Here is a 17,328-nt window from a genome sequence, read left to right as displayed (position 1 = left end):
GGCCGTAGGTTCGACATAGATGAGTATTGTCCTCGCGCATTAGCCCGCCTTACTCTTCGACCGATCTTGGCCGGCGACATGACATGGGGGCGATCGCCGATGTCCGACGAACGTGCGGAAATTTTCAGCAGATGGCAGGCGGGCAACCGCCTCGAATGGATAAAAAGGATATGCGCGGCACTCGTCGTGCTGCTGATCGCGACGATGTCCGGCGTGCCGGGACGGGCGGCCGCCGTACCCGCGGCACCGGCTCCCGCCACGGTGACACCCTGCCCGCCGAACCGCCCCGACCCCGTGTCGGCAGCGGTGGCGGCGAAGCTGTGCGGGCAGCGCATCGAGGCCATCGACGAGCGGACCGAGACCACGCAGGTCTTCGTCAACCCGGACGGCACGGTCACCGAGGAGCGGGCGCTCGCACCGGTGCGCGTGCGTGACGGCAACAAGTGGGCCGACGTCGATCTCACGCTCATCCCGGCTGCCGACGGCAAGGTCGAGCCCCGGTGGCATCCGCGCGGGCTCAGGCTGAGCGGTGCGGCGAGCGGTGGCGGCGAGCACGAGGTGGTCTCGCTGGGTACGGGCGCGCAACGCACCAGCCTGTCCTGGAAGGGCGCCCTGCCGAAGCCGGTGCTGGACGGCCCGGTGGCCACGTACCCGGAGATCCTGCCCGGGGTGGACATGGTGGTGCGTGCCCAGAGCACGGGCTATGAACAGCACTTCCTCGCCAAGAACCGGGCTGCCCTGAAGCGGATCACCAAGCTGTCGCTCCCGATGAGCACCGGCAAGCTCGCCGTGGCCGGTGACGGCGTCGGCGGCCTGACGTTCAAGGACGCCGGCGGGCGCGCGGTGGGCCGGGCCCAGGCGCCGGAGATGTGGGACGCGGCGGTCGGACCCCGCTCCGGCAACCACCTCAACCGCGCTCGGGTGGGCCTGCGCACGGTGGCGCGCGGCGCCGGCAAGGCGACGATGGAGCTGACGGCGGACCCCGAGTTCGTCGACCGTCGCGATCTGACGTTCCCGGTCACGATCGACCCGCCCGCCTCGATGCCGGTGGCCTTCGACGCCTTCGTGCAGAACAGCTACTCCAGCGACCAGTCCGGGACGGGTGAGCTGCGGCTGGGTCATGTCGACGACGGCGGCTCCTACACGGCGCGGTCCTACCTGCGGTTCGCGACGACCGGGATCTGGGGCGCCCGCGTCATGTCGGCCAAGTTGCGGCTCTGGGGCACGCACTCCTGGTCGTGCACGCCGGCGTCCTGGGAGGCCTGGCGCACGGACCGGGCGGACACCTCGACCCGGTGGACAGCACAGCCGGCCGCCCGGGAGAAGGTCGGCACCTCGACCGAGACGAAGGGCTACAACGCGTCGTGCGCCGACGGTTACGTCTACGTCGAGGTCGGCAAGGCCCTGCAGTCGGCGGCCGACGCGAACTGGAACGACGTCACGGTCATGCTGCGCGGCACCAGTGAGACCGACTCGAAGGGCTGGAAGAAGTTCGACTCGGCGGAGGGCGCGCACCCGCCGCTGGTGTCGATCACGTACAACACGGCGCCGGCCGCACCGTCCGCCCCGGCCGTGGCGCCCTGCTACGCGTCGTGCGGTGCGGGCGCCGCGACCAGCGCGGTGCGCCCGACCCTGTCCGCGAAGCTGGCCGACACCAACGCCGGTCAGGCGCTGCGCGCGGAGTTCGAGGTCCGTAACAAGGCGACCGCCGCGGTGGTGGCCACCTCGGGTGTGCTGACCGGCAGCTGGACCAACGGCTCCACGGCGAGCTGGCAGGTGAGCACGGACCTGGCCAACGGCACGGCGTTCCAGTGGCGGGTGCGGGCGAAGGACCCGTACGCCGACGGGACGTGGAGCGGCTGGACCGACCTCTCCATCGACACCACCAAGCCGCTGGTGCCGCACGTGTCCGCCGCGATCTACCTCAACGACGGGCAACCGCACGGCGGTGCCTCGCAGGCGGATTCGTTCACCTTCACCCCGGCCTCGGGTACGAGTGACCTGGCGGCCTTCGTCTACCGCCTCGACACCGACGCGTCGGCCACCACGGTGGCGACGACCGGCCCCGTGAGTGTCACGCTGACCCCACGCGACGGCCAGCGCACGCTGACCGTGCAGGCCAAGGACCGGGCCGGCAACTTGTCCGCCGCCAACGCGTACACCTTCTCGGCCGGTAATGCCGCGCTGGCGCAGCCGTTGCCGGGGGCGACCGTCGTGAAGCGCACCAAGCTGGAGGTGACCACCCCGGTCGCGGGGTACGCCCGTGCCTACTTCGAGTACCGCCGGGGCCCGGGTGCGGCCGTGCTCGCCGTCCCGTCGGCGAACCTGACCGCGGCCACCGGTGCGCCGATCACCGCGACGGCGGCGGCGCCGGTCGCGTTCAGCGCCCTGGGCGGTCATGCCGTCTGGAACGCCTCCGACACCCTCGGCGCGGTCGGTGGTGTCATCGAGGTCCGTGCCCGTATCTACACGGCCACCTCGACCGCGCCTGTCTACGACACCCCGTGGGTGCGGGTCACCGTCGACTCGAACGGGACCGGTGGGGCGAGCGAGGACGCCGATCCCGGTCAGGTCAACCTGCTGACCGGCGACTTCGGACTCAACGAGACGGACGTCGACGAGGCCGGTCTGTCCGTCAAGCGCTCCGCGCAGTCGCGCGGGCCGGCCGCCGGTCAGGTGCCGATGCCGGAGCGGCTGACCGCCAACCAGCAGCAGGTGTCGGCCGACCTCACCGGCTTCACCGTTCCGGCGACCTCGACGGCTCTGCGCTCCACGGCCCGCGGTCAGGGCGACGTGACGCCGGTCGACTCGGTGGAGATCACCCCGGCGGCGACCGGGACGAGCAACGACACCTACGTGGCGCTGGGCGGGGACACCGGCGGCATGCGGCTCGGCATGCAGGTAGGACGCACGTACCGCGCCACCGGCTGGATCTACGTGCCGGCCGCGACCACGCTCGCGCCGTCCAACGCCGACCGTGGCCTGCGGATCGTGGGCTGGTACAAGAACGGCACCACCTACACTCCGGTGCCATCGGCCATGGCCTCGTACACCGAGGGCTGGCAGGAACTGTCGGTCGACATGACCGTGCCCGCGGGCAGCACGGAGGCGTTGTTCCGGCTCTACAACGGCAACATCGCGGGTAGCGGCAAGAAGGTGTACTGGGACAACGTCTCGGTGACCGAGGTCGTCGCCCCGTTCGGGCCGTCCTGGAGCGGCGGGGCCACCGGTGGGCCGGCGGAGAGCGAGTACACCACGCTGACGTTCCCGTCGCCGTCGGTCGCGCAGGTCAACCTGCTCGGCGGGGACTGGATCACCTTCTCGCGCAACGGTGACGGGACCAGTTACACCCCGGAGCCGGGCAACGAGGGTCTGATGCTCACCAAACCGGACGCCACGAGTTTCCGGCTGGCCGACGTCGAAGGCGACGTGACGCAGTTCCAGCAGCAGGGTGGCGTCTGGACCATCACCTCCAGCTCCACCGCGGAAAGTGACTCGACCACCCGGTACGTCTACGACACCGCCGGCGGCCGGTTGCTCCTCAAGAAGGTGATCAACCCGCTCGACCCGGGTGTCGACGACGACAACCGCTGCACCGGCGCGGCCCCGCCGCGCGGCTGCGAGGTCCTGGAGTACGTCTATGCGACGGCGAGTGCGTCCGGTCTGAGCCAGACCGTCTTCGGTGACCACGTCGACCGCGTCTCGGCGGTCCGGCTCTGGACCTGGGATCCCCAGGCGTCGGCCGGCAGCGCTGTCGAGGTCGCCCGGTACACGTACGACAATCTGGGCCGGCTGCGCGAGACCTGGGACCCGCGGATCAGCCCGGCACTGAAGAACAGCTACGCGTACGACGCCGCCGGCCGCGTCGTCCGGACCACACCGGCCGGGGAACTGCCGTGGCAGCTCGACTACGCGAACCCGGACGTGGACGCCGCCGCCCTGCGGTGGGACCTCGACGGCGTGGCGTCCGACTCGTCCGGCAGCGGCCGTAACGGCACCGCCACCGGGGTGACGTGGGGTGAGCCGAACGACCCGGCGAACCCCGGTGACCGGGCGGCGGTGTTCACCAACGTCGCCACGGCACAGATCACCGCGGCCGGCACGCCGCTGTCGAACACCTCGGCCTACACCGTCGCGGCGTGGGCGCGGATCACCGACACGTCGGTCAACCGCACCATCGTGTCCAAGGACGGCAGCCGTACCAGCGGCTTCTTCCTGAACTATGTCGCCGCCGAGAACAAGTGGGCGTTCTCCCGGGTCACCGCCGACAACGACAGCGCCACGGCGGTACGGGCCACCTCGAACGGGGCACCCGCCCTCGGTCAGTGGACCCATCTCGCCGGCGTCTACGACACCGCAGGCGCCAGGATGAAGCTGTACGTGAACGGCGTGCTGCAGAGCACCACCGCCGCGACCGGTGGCTGGAACGCGACCGGCAGCTACGTGGTGGGCCGGGGCAAGTGGGCCGGTGCCAACTCCAACCCGTGGGCCGGGGGCATCGACGACGTACGGATCTACGGTGCCGCTCTGACTGGCGACCAGGTCGCGGACCTGGCCGGCGACGAGAACACCGGTCGTCTCGTCCGGATCCGGCGTGCCGCGCTCAAGCAGGGCAGCACGACCGAGACCGACGGCGAGATCGCGACCAACCTCGTCTACGACGTGCCCTTGACCAGGACGGCCGGCGGACCGTACGACCTGAGCGCCACCGCCGTCTCGGCGTGGGGACAGAACGATGTGCCGACCGACGCGACCGCGGTGTTCGAGCCGGAGCTCGTGCCGGCCCGCAACCGGGCCGGGGCGGCCGTGCCCGGGCCCGGCGGCTACGCCTATGCCGGGGTGCACTACCTCAACGCCAACGGGCAGGAGGTTAACACCGCCTATCCCGGCGGCAGCATCGACACCACCGAGTACGACCGCTTCGGCAACGAGGTCCGCAAGCTCGAGGCCAGTGACCGGCTGCTCGCGCTCGGCAGCGCACCGGACGCGAACCAGCGGCTCGGCGCGCTCGGCCTGCTCGACTCGGACACCGCCAGCCGTGCCCTGGCGCTCTCCACGGTCAACCGGTACAGCACCGACGGCGTCGACCTGGTCGAACAGGTCGGGCCGACAGCCACCGTGGTGCTGGAACGCGGGCTCGCCGATCCCGACGGCAGCGGGCCGCTCGCCGCACTGGGCGCCGGGTCACGCGTGATCGCCCGGGCGAAGTCCCTACGGGCGTACGACGAGGGCAAACCGGACGGCGCGACCTACCACCTGCTCACCACCCAGACCAACGGAGCCTTCATCGAGGGCTATCCGCTCGGTGACGTCCGGATCACCCGCAACGGTTACGACGCGGAGAAGGGTGGCGAGTCCGGCTGGGCGCTGAAACAACCCACGAAGGTCGTGCACGACGCCGGCCCGGGTGGCGCGCAGCAGACCACCTACTCGGTGCTGAACACGACCGGGCAGATCACCAAGGCCTGGGGAGTGGGCGCCGCCGGTGACGACGCTCGCACCACGGAGACGATCTACTACAGCGCCGGTGCGAACAGCCGGGACGCGGCGTGCGGCAACCGGCCGGAGTTCGCCGGTCGGCTGTGCGTGACCAGGGCGGCCGGTGCGGTCACCGGGCACGACCCCGACCGGATGACCACCGAGCTGCCCGAGCGCCGGGTGAGCGGGTACCACCGCTTCGGCGGCGAGGCCGAGGTGAAGGAGACCGTCGCCGGCCACACCCGTACCACGACCACGCAGTACGACGCCGCCGGACGGGAGACCAGCCGCCGGACGACCGGTGGGCAGGGCACCGCGCTGGCCGCCGTGACCACGACCTACGACGCCACCACCGGTGAGGAGGCCACGACCACACGCGACGATGCGACGATCACCCAGGAGTACGACCTCCTCGGCCGGACGATCGGCTACACCGACGCGGACGGCGCGCGAACCGTCACCGAGTTCGACCGCTACGGCAGCAAGGTACGCGTCAGCGACCCGACCGGTTCGGCCACCTACGCGTACGACCGGGCCGTCGATCCTCGCGGTCTGCTCACCGGCGTCACCGACAGCGTGGCCGGCACCTTCCAGGCCCGGTACTCGCCGGACGGGCAGTTGACCACGATGACGTATCCGGGTGGGCTCACCCGCACCGACCGGCTCGACGCCAACCTGCAGCCAATGGAGCGGGTCTACACCCGTGACGCCGACGGCATGGTCGTCCACTCGGAGTCGGTGGTGGAGAACTCGGCCGGTCAGTGGATCGAGCACGAGTACACCGGCGGCAGCGCGACCCTCGGTTACGACTCGCTCGGCCGGCTCACCACCGCCCGGCAGGACAGCCCGCTGACCGAGGGGTGCGTGACCCGGGCGTACTCGTACGACGCGCGGACCAACCGGAACCGTAAGGAGGTCTCCGGCCCGGGCGCCGACGGGGTGTGCTCCTCCGGAGGCGAGGTGAGCACGTACGACTACGACTCGGCCGACCGGCTCACCAGCGCCGGGTACCGCTACGACGCCTTCGGCCGGACCACGGCGCTGCCCGGCGGCATGACGGCCGAGTACCACGTCAACGACCGGGTCCGCGCCCAGCAGTCCGGTGATGCCCGGCAGACCTGGACGCTCGACCCCGCGGACCGGCTGCGGACCACCACGAAGCAGATCGAGGTGGACGGCACCTGGAACCCGGGCACGACCGCCGTCAGCCACTACGCCGACGACACCGACGAGATCCGCTGGGTCGTGGAGGACCGGGCGACCAACGAGGTGACCCGGCACGTCTCCGGCCCCGACAGCGACCTGGCGGCTGTCACGTCCTCCGACGGCACGGTCCGCCTCCAGCTGACCAACCTGCACGGCGACGTCGTCACGACCATCGACCCGGGTCTCAGCGAGCCGGAGGTCTTCACCTACGACGAGTTCGGTGTGCCCCTGGCCGGGCAGAGCCACCAGCGATACGGCTGGTTCGGCGGCAAGCAGCGCTCCGGCGACGCGATGGGCGGCGTCATCCTCATGGGCGTCCGGCTCTACTCGCCGGAACTGGGCCGGTTCCTGCAGGTCGACCCGGTCCCCGGCGGAAGCTGCAACGCCTACGAGTACGCCTGTGCCGACGCGGTCAACAAGCAGGACCTCAACGGCCAGTGGATCGGCCTGGTGCTGCGCGGCGCCGCGTACGCCTGCCGGCTCGGGCGCAGTTGGTGCGCCCGCTCCGCGAAGTACGTGGGAAGGCAGGCGTGGCGGGGCATCAAGTGGGGTGGCCGCAAGGCATGGAGCGGTATAAAGAGCGGCTACAACAAGATCAAGAAGAACAATTACTTCCGGGTGGGCCGCTCCGGGCAGTACAACCACTGGCGTGTCTCGATCGGCCCCGCCCGCAACCACTGGCGCCGGATGAGCCCGTGGAAGCAGCGGATCTTCCGCTGGCACATCCACATCGACCGGCGCTACGGCGGCATCGACAACTGGCGAACCGGACGGAACCGGACCTGGTGGCGACGATACTGACAGGAGGCGGAACGTGTCCGACGAACTGACCTACGCCGAGACGGCCGACAGCGCAACCCGGGCGGCCACCGCCCTGGGCCTGTCGATCACCTTCGACGAACGCGACGAGACCTTGTACGCCCGCATCACCGCGCCCGGCGACCTGCCCGGCGAGGTCGGCTTCTCCACCCACGGCACCGGCGCCTACCTGGTCGACTTCGACAACGGCCGCTGGAGCTGGCAACTCACGGCGTACGACCGGGCCGACCAGCTCGACGCCGTGACGCAGATCCTCACGGTGGCCAACGCCTACCTGCACGGCGAGGGCCGTGAGCAGGACGAGAAGCGCCGCTGGCGATCGGACCGCAAGGTCATGATCCTCACGGTCGACAACGAGAAGATCACCCTGCACTGATCCGGTGCCGGCCGGCCGCAATTCACGGTCGGCCGGCACCAGCACCGACACTCTCCGCCATGACGTGGACCGCGGTGAAGCCCGGCCGTCATGGACGACCCGGATCCCGGAGCCCGGTGACCACCACCGGAGCTGCTTGACCCGCCGCTGGACGCACCCGTGGCTGTCAACGGGGGCGGGAGCCGCGTCGTACGGTCGGGCAGCTCGTGGTCTCGGGTGCCCGGCCGGTTGGGTTTTGCGGAGTATGCTCTGGTCAGGTGTGCCGGGAAGTCTGGTCGGCGATTCGTTGTCGCGCGCCCGGAGGAGCCTGTTTCATGCCTGGTAAGTCTTTTCGTCCGTCTTCACTGTTCGGCCGGGGTAGCTGGCCGGAAGTGCGCCGCGTCGGCGACATCCTGCGCGCCGAGACCGTCGGCGGCGCGTTGCTGCTGAGCGCTGCGGTTCTCGCGCTGATCTGGGCCAACTCGCCCTGGTCGGACAGCTATCAGCGGCTGCGGGAAGTAGTAGTCGGCCCGGGGTCACTGCATCTGGATCTGAGTCTGGTGGCGTGGGCGGCGGACGGGCTGCTGGCGATCTTCTTCTTCGTCGCAGGTCTGGAACTCAAGCGGGAGTTCGTTGCCGGGGACCTGCGTGAGCCACGGCGGGCGGTGCTGCCGGTCGCTGCCGCAGTCGGCGGCATGGCCGTTCCCGCGCTGATCTACACCGCGGTCAATGCCGGGACGGCCGGGGGTGCGTTATCGGGATGGGCGGTGCCGACCGCAACCGACATCGCGTTCGCCTTGGCGGTCCTCGCGGTGATCGGCACGCATCTGCCCACGGCGCTACGGACGTTCCTGCTGACCCTGGCCGTGGTCGACGACCTACTGGCGATCCTGGTCATCGCCGTGTTCTACACCAGCTCGTTGCACTGGGTGCCGCTGCTGCTAGCGCTGATCCCGCTGGGGCTGTTCGCCGTTCTGGTCCAATGCCGGGTGCGTTCGTGGTGGCTGTTGCTGCCCCTGGCGTTCGCCACCTGGACGCTGGTGCACGCCTCCGGGATCCACGCCACCGTCGCCGGGGTGCTGCTCGGCTTCATGGTGCCCGTGCTGACCCGCAAGGGCGAGGACGGCCACGGCTTGGCGGAGCGGTTCGAGCACCGGTGGCGGCCGATCTCCGCCGGTGTCGCGGTGCCGGTGTTCGCGTTCTTCGCCGCCGGCGTGTCGATCGCTGGTGCGGGCGGGCTCGGCGCGTCGATGACCGACCCGGTGACGATCGGGATCGTGGCTGGCCTGGTGCTGGGCAAGGCAGTCGGAGTGCTGGGCACGACCTGGCTGGTGCAGCGGTTCACCCGGGCCCGGCTCGGTGACGGGCTGGCCTGGTGGGACGTGTTCGGGCTGTCGCTGCTGGCCGGTATCGGTTTCACCGTGTCCCTGCTCGTCGGTGAACTGGCTTTCGGCCCTGGCAGTGTCAAGGACGAACATGCCCGCATCGGCATCCTCGCCGGTTCGCTGGTCGCCGCGGTGCTGGCCACCGTCGTGTTGCGCATCCGCAACCGTCACTACCAGCGGCTGCACGCGGCGGAGAACCGCGATGACGACGGTGACGGCGTGCCTGACGTCTACCAGGACGACGCCGTGCGGTGACCGGGATCGACCGGCCGACCACCACGGCCGCCTTCGCCACCGGGGTGATCGAGTACCGGTATGAACGCTGCGGGTCGCGGACCCTGCTGATCCTGCACGGCGGGCACATACGCGCAGGCGTCGCCCTGGGCGAGCGTGAACCCGCCGAGGCCGGTTTCTCGCTGCTGTGGTTCAGCCCGGACCGGCCCCGCATCACGAACCGATTCTGCGATTTCCTCGCCATCGGCAATGGGCCACTCGAACCGTTCTCGGGACACGATGACGCATGATCGGCCACCTATGCGAACCGTCACCGTGCCTGACCATCCTAGGAACCTGGACCACTGACGGGATCATCCGTTCGCGACGTTGAGAGAAAGTCTCAGGCGGGAGTCTTGGTTTCCGATCATGTGGGCATGTCGGCAGCAGCTGGCCGGGATGACGCTGCAGATGCAGGTGACGGCCCGTCGGATCGAGGCGCGTGGCCGGTTGAGCCGGCGGACGGCGGCCGCGCTGGTTGGCCAGTTGGGCGTTGGTGTACCACGCGGGCGACGCCGCCTTCATGGCTACCATGAACAACCCCGGCGGACTCGTGAACGGTCGCCCCCGGTTCCGTTCCTGGCTCGCGTAGGAAAGGCAGTGACGCCATGCGCCCCGGACACGGGAGGCTCCTCGCAGCCGTCCTTCTGGCTGCGGGATGCACGTTGACATCGGCATCCGCATCCGTGTCGGCACCCGCGAGAGCCGCCCCGGCTCCACCGGCCACCATCCCGTCCATCCAGCGATGGACAGCAGCCTCGGGGACCTACACCTTCACGGCGGCATCACGGATCGTGACGAGTACCGCGGCCCTGCGGACCGCCGCGGGACTGCTCGCCGCGGACCTGCGAACCGTCACCGGCTACCCGGTGCCGATCGCGTCCGGCACCCCGGCCGGCGGTGACGTCGTCCTCACCACAGGCGGTTTCGGCAATGAGGGCTATCGGCTCACGCTGGCCGGCACCGCCACGATCAGCGGCAGCACCGCCGGTGTCTTCTACGGAACCCAGACCCTGCTGCAGATGCTCAAGCAGAATCGATCCCTGCCCCGAGGCACCGCCACCGACGCGCCGGTCTACCGCGATCGCGGCTTCATGATCGACACCGGCCGCAAGTTCTACACCATCGACTGGCTACGCGCTCGGATACGCGAACTGGCGTACCTGAAGTACAACCGGCTGAACCTGCACCTGAGCGACGATCAGGAATTCCGGATCGAGAGCAGCAGCCATCCCGAGGTCGTGTCGGCAACGCACTACACCAAGGCGCAGATCGCCGGCCTCGTGGCCTATGCGGCGCAGTACCAGATCACGATCGTTCCCGAGATCGACATGCCGGGACACATGACCCGCATCCTGCGGGACAAACCCGGCCTCAGCCTGGTGCGCGACAACGGCACACGCAGCCTGGACCTCTCCAGCGATCAGGCTTGGCCCTTGGCCCGCGATCTGATAACCGAGTACCTACCTCTGTTCACCGGCCCCTACTGGCATCTCGGCGCCGACGAATGGCTCAGCACAGCGGAACTGTCGCGGTTCCCGCAGCTGAACCGGCGCGCTCGACAGCTGTTCGGCAACTCCGCCACCGGCCGGGACCTGCAATACGACTTCATCAACAAGATCAACGACCTGGTACGGGCCAACGGCAGAACCCTGCGCATCTGGAACGACCAGCTCGTACCGGGAACCGTCGTCGACGTCGCACCGACCGTCCAGATCGCACATTGGTACGGCTCGACCGACATGACCCCGCGGACTCTCGCCGACCGCGGCCACGACCTCATCAACGCCAACTGGAACCAGCTGTACTACATCATCGGCATCACCCGGCCCGACCCGGCTGCCATCTACGAATCGTTCGCTCCCAACCAGTTCGCCTCCGGCACCGGCCACACCACCATCGCAAGGTCGGACCCGCACCTGCTGGGCTCCCAGCTGAGCCTCTGGGGCGAGCCCGGCCGCGACGAACCCGAGAACGACATCGCCACCAACCTGAAGGACCCGCTGCGGGCCCTCATCCAGGGCACCTGGGGCTCACCGAAACCCACCTCGGCGTACACCACGTACACCGCCATCATCAGAGCTGTCGGAGACGCACCCACCGGCGGCACCGTTCCGGCCGAGGTCCGCGCGTCCGGCACCTCCACGATCACGGTCCGCACGTCGAAGACCGTCAGGCGGACCTTCACGTTCACGCGAAGCACCAACGGGACACCCATGGCCTCCGCACAGTTCAGTGTGCGGGTCACGGTTCCCGGCGGCAGGACAGTTCACCAAGCGCATACCGCTGACAGCAAGGGCCGGATAACCGTGCCCGTCACAGCAAGCACCAGGGCCGGCACCGGCACGATCGTCATCAGCTACGGCGGGAGTTCGAGGGTGGAGGCGGCCACGTTCACCGTTCCGGTCACCGTCACCCGCTGATCCGCACATCTCTCGGGGCTCAGGGCTGGGCGCCCGGGCGGTGGTGTCCGGTCAGGCGGCTGTGGTGGCGGGTGCCGAGCAGTTCGGCCAGGGCGGCGCCGGGCATCGGGCGGGCGTAGAAGTAGCCCTGGCCGAAATCGCAGCCCATGTCGGTCAGGCGGCGGGACTGGCCGGCGGTTTCGATGCCTTCGGCCGTCACCCTCAGCTTGTAGGCTTTCGCGAGGCGGACCAGGGCCTCGGTCACGGCGTACGCGTCGGGGTCGGTCTCGATGGCGGCGACGAACGTGCGGTCGATCTTCATGACGGTGACCGGGAGGGTGCTCAGGTAGCTCAGCGCCGCGTAACCGGTGCCGAAATCGTCGACGGCGATGCCGATGCCCAGGTCGCGCAGGGCGTTCAAGCGCGCCACGGTCTGCTCGTCGGGTTGCAGGATGACGCTCTCGGTCAGCTCCAGGACGAGCCGATCGGCGGGGAAGCCGGTCTCGTCGAGGATGCCGCGGATGGTTTCGAGCAGCCGGGGTTGCACGACCTGCCGGGCCGAGAGGTTGACGCTGAGCCAGAGGGTTTCCGGGTCCGGGTTCCCGGCACGCCAGGTGACCGCTTGACGGCACGACTCGCGCAGCACCCATTCGCCGATCGGGACGATCGCGCCGGTCTCCTCGGCCAGCTCGATGAAGGCGCCGGGCATCAGCAGCCCCCGGGTGGGATGGTTCCACCGCACCAGGGCCTCGGCACCCACGGGTGCACCGCTCGCGAGGTCGATTATTGGCTGGAAATCGACGACGAGTTCGTTGTTGTCCACGGCGCGCCGCAGTTCGAGGTCGCGGGTGCGGATGTCCAGCTCCGGTGTGTAGACCAGGTAGGCGCCCCGGCCGGCCCGTTTCACCGCGTACATGGCGATGTCCGCGTTCTTCATCAGCTGTTCGGTGTTCGTGATGCTCTCGTCGCGGAAGGCGACGCCGACGCTCGCCTCGACGCCGAGCACCAGCTCACCGAAGATCACCGGCGTCCGGAGTGCCTCGACGAGGCGTTGCGCGACGGACTCCGCGGCGGCCCGGGTGGGCAGGTGGGGAAGCACGACGGCGAACTCGTCGCCGCCGAGCCGGCCCGCGGTGTCGCCGGAACGGATCACCGATCGCAGCGACGTCGCCACCGCTCTGAGCACGGCGTCGCCGGCCTCATGGCCGTACGCGTCGTTGATGGGTTTGAATCGGTCGAGGTCGATCAGCAGGACGGCGCTGTGCCGGCCCGGGCGCAGCGGTTGCCGGGTCATGTCGTCGAGTCGCTCGGTGAGCAGGGCCCGGTTGGCCAGTCCGGTGAGCGGGTCGACGACGGCCAGGCGGCGGTTCTCCCGCTGAGCGAGCATCTGCCGGGCGATGACCAGGGTGGTGAGCACGATCGCCCCGGCGATCATCCCGCCGAGGGCGTACAGCGACTGATGGCGGCCGACGTAGGCGAGCAGGCCGTCGGCGAGCGCGACGGCCACGTACGGCAGCCAGCTGATCCGGCGCCGGCTGCGTCGCTCGCCGTGCGGGTGGTAGTCCTGCCGCAGTCGGCGGTGAACGGCGAGCAGGGCCAGGAGGTCGCCCGCCGCCCACAGCAGATAGGGCCAGCTGCCTTGGCCGAAAGCGACACCGAACTGGACGTACGCGATGGTGTAGGTGCTGTCGGCGATCACCTTCAGTGCCATGGATCCGGCCAGCAGGCCGATCGCGACCCCGATGTCCGGCCGGCGCAGGATGAGCAGGATCAGTGCGAAGAGCAGCAGCAGGTCGAGAATCGGTACGGCGGCCGAGAAGATGATCAGCTCGAGGTCGGCGCCCGCCATCTGCACCACCGGGGCGATCTCGAGGTACCAGATCGCCATGCAGGCGCCGGCGACCACGATGAACGAGTCGATCAGGAGCTTGAGGCGCTCGGCACTGCTGCGGCGCGCGGCGGGCAGCAGCAGGAGCCCGGCGACCGTGACCGGGATCGCCACGGCGTACAGATAGTCGGCCGGCGAGGGGTAGGGGTGCTCTCCCCCGGGCTGGATCTTCCCGAACAGTGAGGCCCCGTGGGCCAGGACCTGGGCAACGAACGCCACCTCCAGCAGGACCCAGGCGCGGCGTTCCTGTCTCGCCAGGCCTCCCCGCAGGACCAGCCACAGCCCCAGCACCGCGGTCAGCACGGTGACCGGCAGGCGGATGAGGTCGTTGACCGGCGACCCCACCTCGTCGTGCCATCCGGCCAGAGCCTGGACCAGAGACAGGCAGAGCAGGACGCCCACCCCCCAAACGGACACCGTCAGCAGCCGGGCGGAGCGCGTCCCACTCTCTTCCATATCCGCATGATCGGCAGCTTGACGCCTGAACTGCGCGGCTTCGTCCACCTCCGTGGCGAGAAATGGTCCTGCCGGAGCTGCTCAGCGCATGATCGTGGCCCTGCGGATCTCGGTACGCAGCGCCGGTGGGCCGTCCAGCGGCGCCGGGTCCTCCGCGGTCGGGGTCACGCCGCCGGCTGCCACCCGGTCCAGGGTATTCAGGCCGGACGGGGTCACGCTGCCGAAAATGGTGTAGTTCGGGCGCAGCGCCGAGTTACCGTACACCAGGAAGAACTGACTGCCGTTGGTGTCCGGGCCGGCGTTGGCCATGGCCAGCACACCACGGGCGTACACCTTGCGCTCACCGGTCGGGTCGGTCGGCGCGGGCGGCAGGCCGGTCGGCAGTTCGTCGCCGTAGCGGTAGCCGGGGCCACCCTCACCGGTTCCGGACGGGTCGCCGCACTGCAGCACGAGCAGGGTCGGGTACGTGGTCAGCCGGTGGCAGATCGTCCGATCGTAGAACCGGTGCCGGCTCAGGTGCACGAAGCTCTGCACCGTGCACGGCGCCTGCGCGCGGTCCAGTTCGAGCGGGATCGGGCCGAGGTTGGTGCGCAGCAGCACGTCCACCGTGCCACGGCTGGGTGTGTGCCGTGGGTCGCGGGGCAAGGGCACCGGCCGGGCGGCCGGGTCATCGGGGGTGGGCGTGTACGCGCAGGGGCCGGGGGTGGGCCCGGTCGGGTCGATGCCGTTCGCCGCGGCGGGTGTGGCGCCGAGGGTCCCGGCGGCGAGCATCGAGACCAGGACGGACACCAGAGGTCGCTTCACCATGCCACTGGTCTAATCGATCATTCTGGATGCGTCAAGCGCCCCGGGACGTCAGACCCCGGCGGCCACGGTGACGGCGAGCGGTTGCACCTCGGTCACCGTTCCCGCGCTGAGGTCGTACTGAGCGGGCAGGACAGCGAGTTCGCCCCGCCCGATGGCCTCCCGCACGATCGCGGACCGCCTGCGCAGCGCCCGCACGGTGAACACCGAGTGCTGACCGCCGATCTCGGTGGCACTCGCGGCGCCGCAGGAACGGGCCAGCGACACATGCGGTGCGATCTTCTCGGCGATCTTACGGATGTTGCCGGGAGGGGCCGGATTACCGTCGACGACGCTGGTGGCGGCGGCGACGGCGCCGCACCCGTCATGGCCGAGCACCACGATCAGGGGTACGCCGAGCACGCCGACCGCGTACTCGACGGATCCGAGTACCGCCGTGTCGAGGACGTGCCCCGCCGTGCGGACCACGAACAGGTCACCGACGCCCTGATCGAACAGGATCTCCGCGGGCAGCCGCGAGTCCGAGCAGCCGAGGACGAGCGCGAACGGCCGCTGCGAGCGGCTGGTCTCGGCGCGGCGGTCCGCGCCCCGGCCGGCGTCCGCCGTGCTGCGGCCCTCGACCCACCGGCGGTTGCCGTCCTGCAGCAATTCCCATGAGGGGTGTACGGACATCTCGGAGTCTCCGCGTTTCAGTTGAGGAGGGCGCCGGTGACGGCGATCTGGTCGGCGAGAACCCCGCCGATGAGCTTCTGGGTCTCGTTGATCTCTTCCACCGCGGTGTGGATCTCCGACAGCGACGCGGTGACGGCGTCGACGCGCGCCTGGATGGTGCTGACCTTCGCGCTGACCTCGGTCGTGGCCCGTTCGGTCTCGCTCGACAGCTCTTTCACCTCGCCGGCGACCACGGCGAAGCCCTTGCCGGCCTCGCCCGCGCGGGCGGCCTCGATCGTCGCGTTGAGCGCCAGCAGATTGGTCTGGGCCGCGATCGCCTGGATGGTGCGGACCACTTCGTTGATCTGCGCGCTCGCCTGACCGAGCGCCGCCACCTGCTGGTTGGCTTCCTCGGTGAGCTGTTCGCTGCGCGCCGCCACGGTGGCCGCCGAGGTCACGTTGCGCTGGACGTCACCGATGGAGTCGAGCAGCGTACGGCCGGCATGGTGGAGTTGTTCCGTCGAGGCGAATCGCTCCAGCGCCTGGCCGACCAGGAACGCCGTGTTGCGCAGCGCGCTCTCCCGGCCCGGGTACATGATCAGCGTCCGGGTGGCGAAGAAGTCCATGGTCCCGACGATCTGTCCACCCACGAGGATGGGCAGGCACACCCCCGACTTGACGCCCGCGGCCTGTGCGGCCGGTCGGCGTACACAGTCGGTCAGCTCCCCGAGATCCTCGACGAAGACGAGATCGCCCCGGGCCCAGGCACGGCCGGACAGTCCCACGCCCTTGGCGAACGAGGCCGACATCGTCACCCGCCGGAACTCCGCGCCGGCGTCCCCGGACTCGAGCGCGAATCGCAGCTCGTGCCCGTCGTCGTCGAGCTGCCAGAACGATCCGTACTGCCAGTCGAAGTCGGCGCGGATCGTCTCCAGCGCGACCCGCAGAGCCTCGTCGCGGCTCTTCACCTGGGTCATCTTGCGGATCACCGTGGAGACGGCCTCCACGTCCTGAACCGCTTTCTCCTGGCGGACCACCTCGTGGAGCCGGGCCAGTGCCCCCGAGACCAGGTGCCCCGCCGCGCGCAGCACGGCCAGCCGGTCCTCGCTGGGGTCGAGCTCCCGCATCGCGAAGAAGTCCATCGTCCCCACCACCCGGCCGTCCTCGACCAGCGGGAAACACACGCCGCTGCGCACCCCCGCCCGGGCCGCCACCGGGGCCCGGACGCAGTCGGTCAGCTCGGCGATGTCACGGACGAACACCAGGTCACCGCTGTGCCAGGCCCGGCCGGACAGGCCGACACCGCGCGCGAAGGATGCCTCCATCGTCACCCGGCGGAAATCCTCGTCGACGGTGCCGCTCTCCTGCGCGAAACGCAGCACCTCCGCACCCCGGTCCAGCTGCCAGTACGACCCGTACTCCCAGCCGAACAGCTCCCGCACCAGGTGCAACGCGGAGCCGACCACCTCCCCGGGTGAGGATGCGCTGTCCATCCTCCGCATGATCGTGGTGACCGCTCGAACGTCGGCCCGGGCCTCGGCAAGATCAGCATCGAGCCGCTCTGCCGTGCCCCGCTTGCTGGAACCGAACACCGGTACCCCCCTCGCTCGG

General features: G+C 69.9%; 9 protein-coding genes and 1 pseudogene. 5 read left to right on the top strand and 5 right to left on the bottom strand.

Annotation, left to right across the window (positions count from 1 at the left end; all coding sequences use genetic code 11):
* The first annotated feature begins 99 nt into the window (after positions 1 to 99).
* The 5 genes from ACIA6A_RS37705 to ACIA6A_RS37685 all read left to right on the top strand — a co-directional run bounded on the left by ACIA6A_RS37705 (position 100) and on the right by ACIA6A_RS37685 (position 11,939).
* A complete protein-coding gene (locus ACIA6A_RS37705) occupies positions 100 to 7,485 on the top strand; it encodes a LamG-like jellyroll fold domain-containing protein (RefSeq protein WP_396102862.1) in 7,386 nt (2,461 codons plus the stop codon).
* 13 nt (positions 7,486 to 7,498) lie between these two features.
* Positions 7,499 to 7,879, top strand: coding sequence for a hypothetical protein (locus tag ACIA6A_RS37700; protein ID WP_396102861.1), 381 nt, complete (start codon positions 7,499 to 7,501; stop codon positions 7,877 to 7,879).
* Positions 7,880 to 8,193: 314 nt separating this feature from the next.
* Entirely contained in the window at positions 8,194 to 9,498 is a 1,305-nt protein-coding gene (nhaA, locus tag ACIA6A_RS37695) for a Na+/H+ antiporter NhaA (protein ID WP_396102904.1), read from the top strand.
* Entirely contained in the window at positions 9,495 to 9,767 is a 273-nt protein-coding gene (locus ACIA6A_RS37690) for a hypothetical protein (RefSeq protein ID WP_396102860.1), read from the top strand. Before nhaA ends, ACIA6A_RS37690 begins: the two co-directional genes overlap by 4 nt.
* 435 nt (positions 9,768 to 10,202) lie before the next feature.
* Positions 10,203 to 11,939, top strand: coding sequence for a family 20 glycosylhydrolase (locus ACIA6A_RS37685; protein ID WP_396102859.1), 1,737 nt, complete (start codon positions 10,203 to 10,205; stop codon positions 11,937 to 11,939).
* A 19-nt stretch (positions 11,940 to 11,958) separates the two neighbouring features.
* On the opposite strand, the gene ACIA6A_RS37680 is transcribed toward ACIA6A_RS37685, so the two are convergent.
* The 5 genes and pseudogenes from ACIA6A_RS37680 to ACIA6A_RS37660 all read right to left on the bottom strand — a co-directional run.
* Complete coding sequence (locus tag ACIA6A_RS37680; protein WP_396102858.1) at positions 11,959 to 14,262, bottom strand: putative bifunctional diguanylate cyclase/phosphodiesterase; 2,304 nt, start codon at positions 14,260 to 14,262, stop codon at positions 11,959 to 11,961.
* 81 nt (positions 14,263 to 14,343) lie between these two features.
* Positions 14,344 to 15,069 (bottom strand): peptidylprolyl isomerase, encoded by a 726-nt coding sequence (locus ACIA6A_RS37675; RefSeq protein ID WP_396102857.1) that lies wholly within the window; start codon positions 15,067 to 15,069, stop codon positions 14,344 to 14,346.
* A 48-nt stretch (positions 15,070 to 15,117) separates the two neighbouring features.
* Complete coding sequence (locus ACIA6A_RS37670) at positions 15,118 to 15,738, bottom strand: carbonic anhydrase (protein WP_396102856.1); 621 nt, start codon at positions 15,736 to 15,738, stop codon at positions 15,118 to 15,120.
* Positions 15,739 to 15,755: 17 nt separating this feature from the next.
* Complete coding sequence (locus ACIA6A_RS37665) at positions 15,756 to 16,112, bottom strand: methyl-accepting chemotaxis protein (RefSeq protein WP_396102903.1); 357 nt, start codon at positions 16,110 to 16,112, stop codon at positions 15,756 to 15,758.
* A gap of 150 nt (positions 16,113 to 16,262) precedes the next feature.
* Positions 16,263 to 17,210: pseudogene (locus ACIA6A_RS37660) on the bottom strand (GAF domain-containing protein); the annotation flags it as partial.
* Positions 17,211 to 17,328 lie beyond the last annotated feature (118 nt).

Origin of the sequence: Actinoplanes sp. NPDC051494, assembly GCF_044454705.1 — a bacterium.
Classification (GTDB): domain Bacteria; phylum Actinomycetota; class Actinomycetes; order Mycobacteriales; family Micromonosporaceae; genus Actinoplanes.
This window is presented reverse-complemented; position numbering and strand designations above follow the sequence as displayed.

What these genes read in the sequence shown, in the direction of transcription:
- ACIA6A_RS37705 (WP_396102862.1), top strand. Translation starts at nt 100, where the DNA reads ATGTCCGACGAACGTGCGGAAATTTTCAGCAGATGGCAGGCGGGCAAC.
- ACIA6A_RS37670 (WP_396102856.1), bottom strand. Translation starts at nt 15,738, where the DNA reads ATGTCCGTACACCCCTCATGGGAATTGCTGCAGGACGGCAACCGCCGG.
- nhaA (WP_396102904.1), top strand. Translation starts at nt 8,194, where the DNA reads ATGCCTGGTAAGTCTTTTCGTCCGTCTTCACTGTTCGGCCGGGGTAGC.
- ACIA6A_RS37680 (WP_396102858.1), bottom strand. Translation starts at nt 14,262, where the DNA reads ATGGAAGAGAGTGGGACGCGCTCCGCCCGGCTGCTGACGGTGTCCGTT.
- ACIA6A_RS37675 (WP_396102857.1), bottom strand. Translation starts at nt 15,069, where the DNA reads ATGGTGAAGCGACCTCTGGTGTCCGTCCTGGTCTCGATGCTCGCCGCC.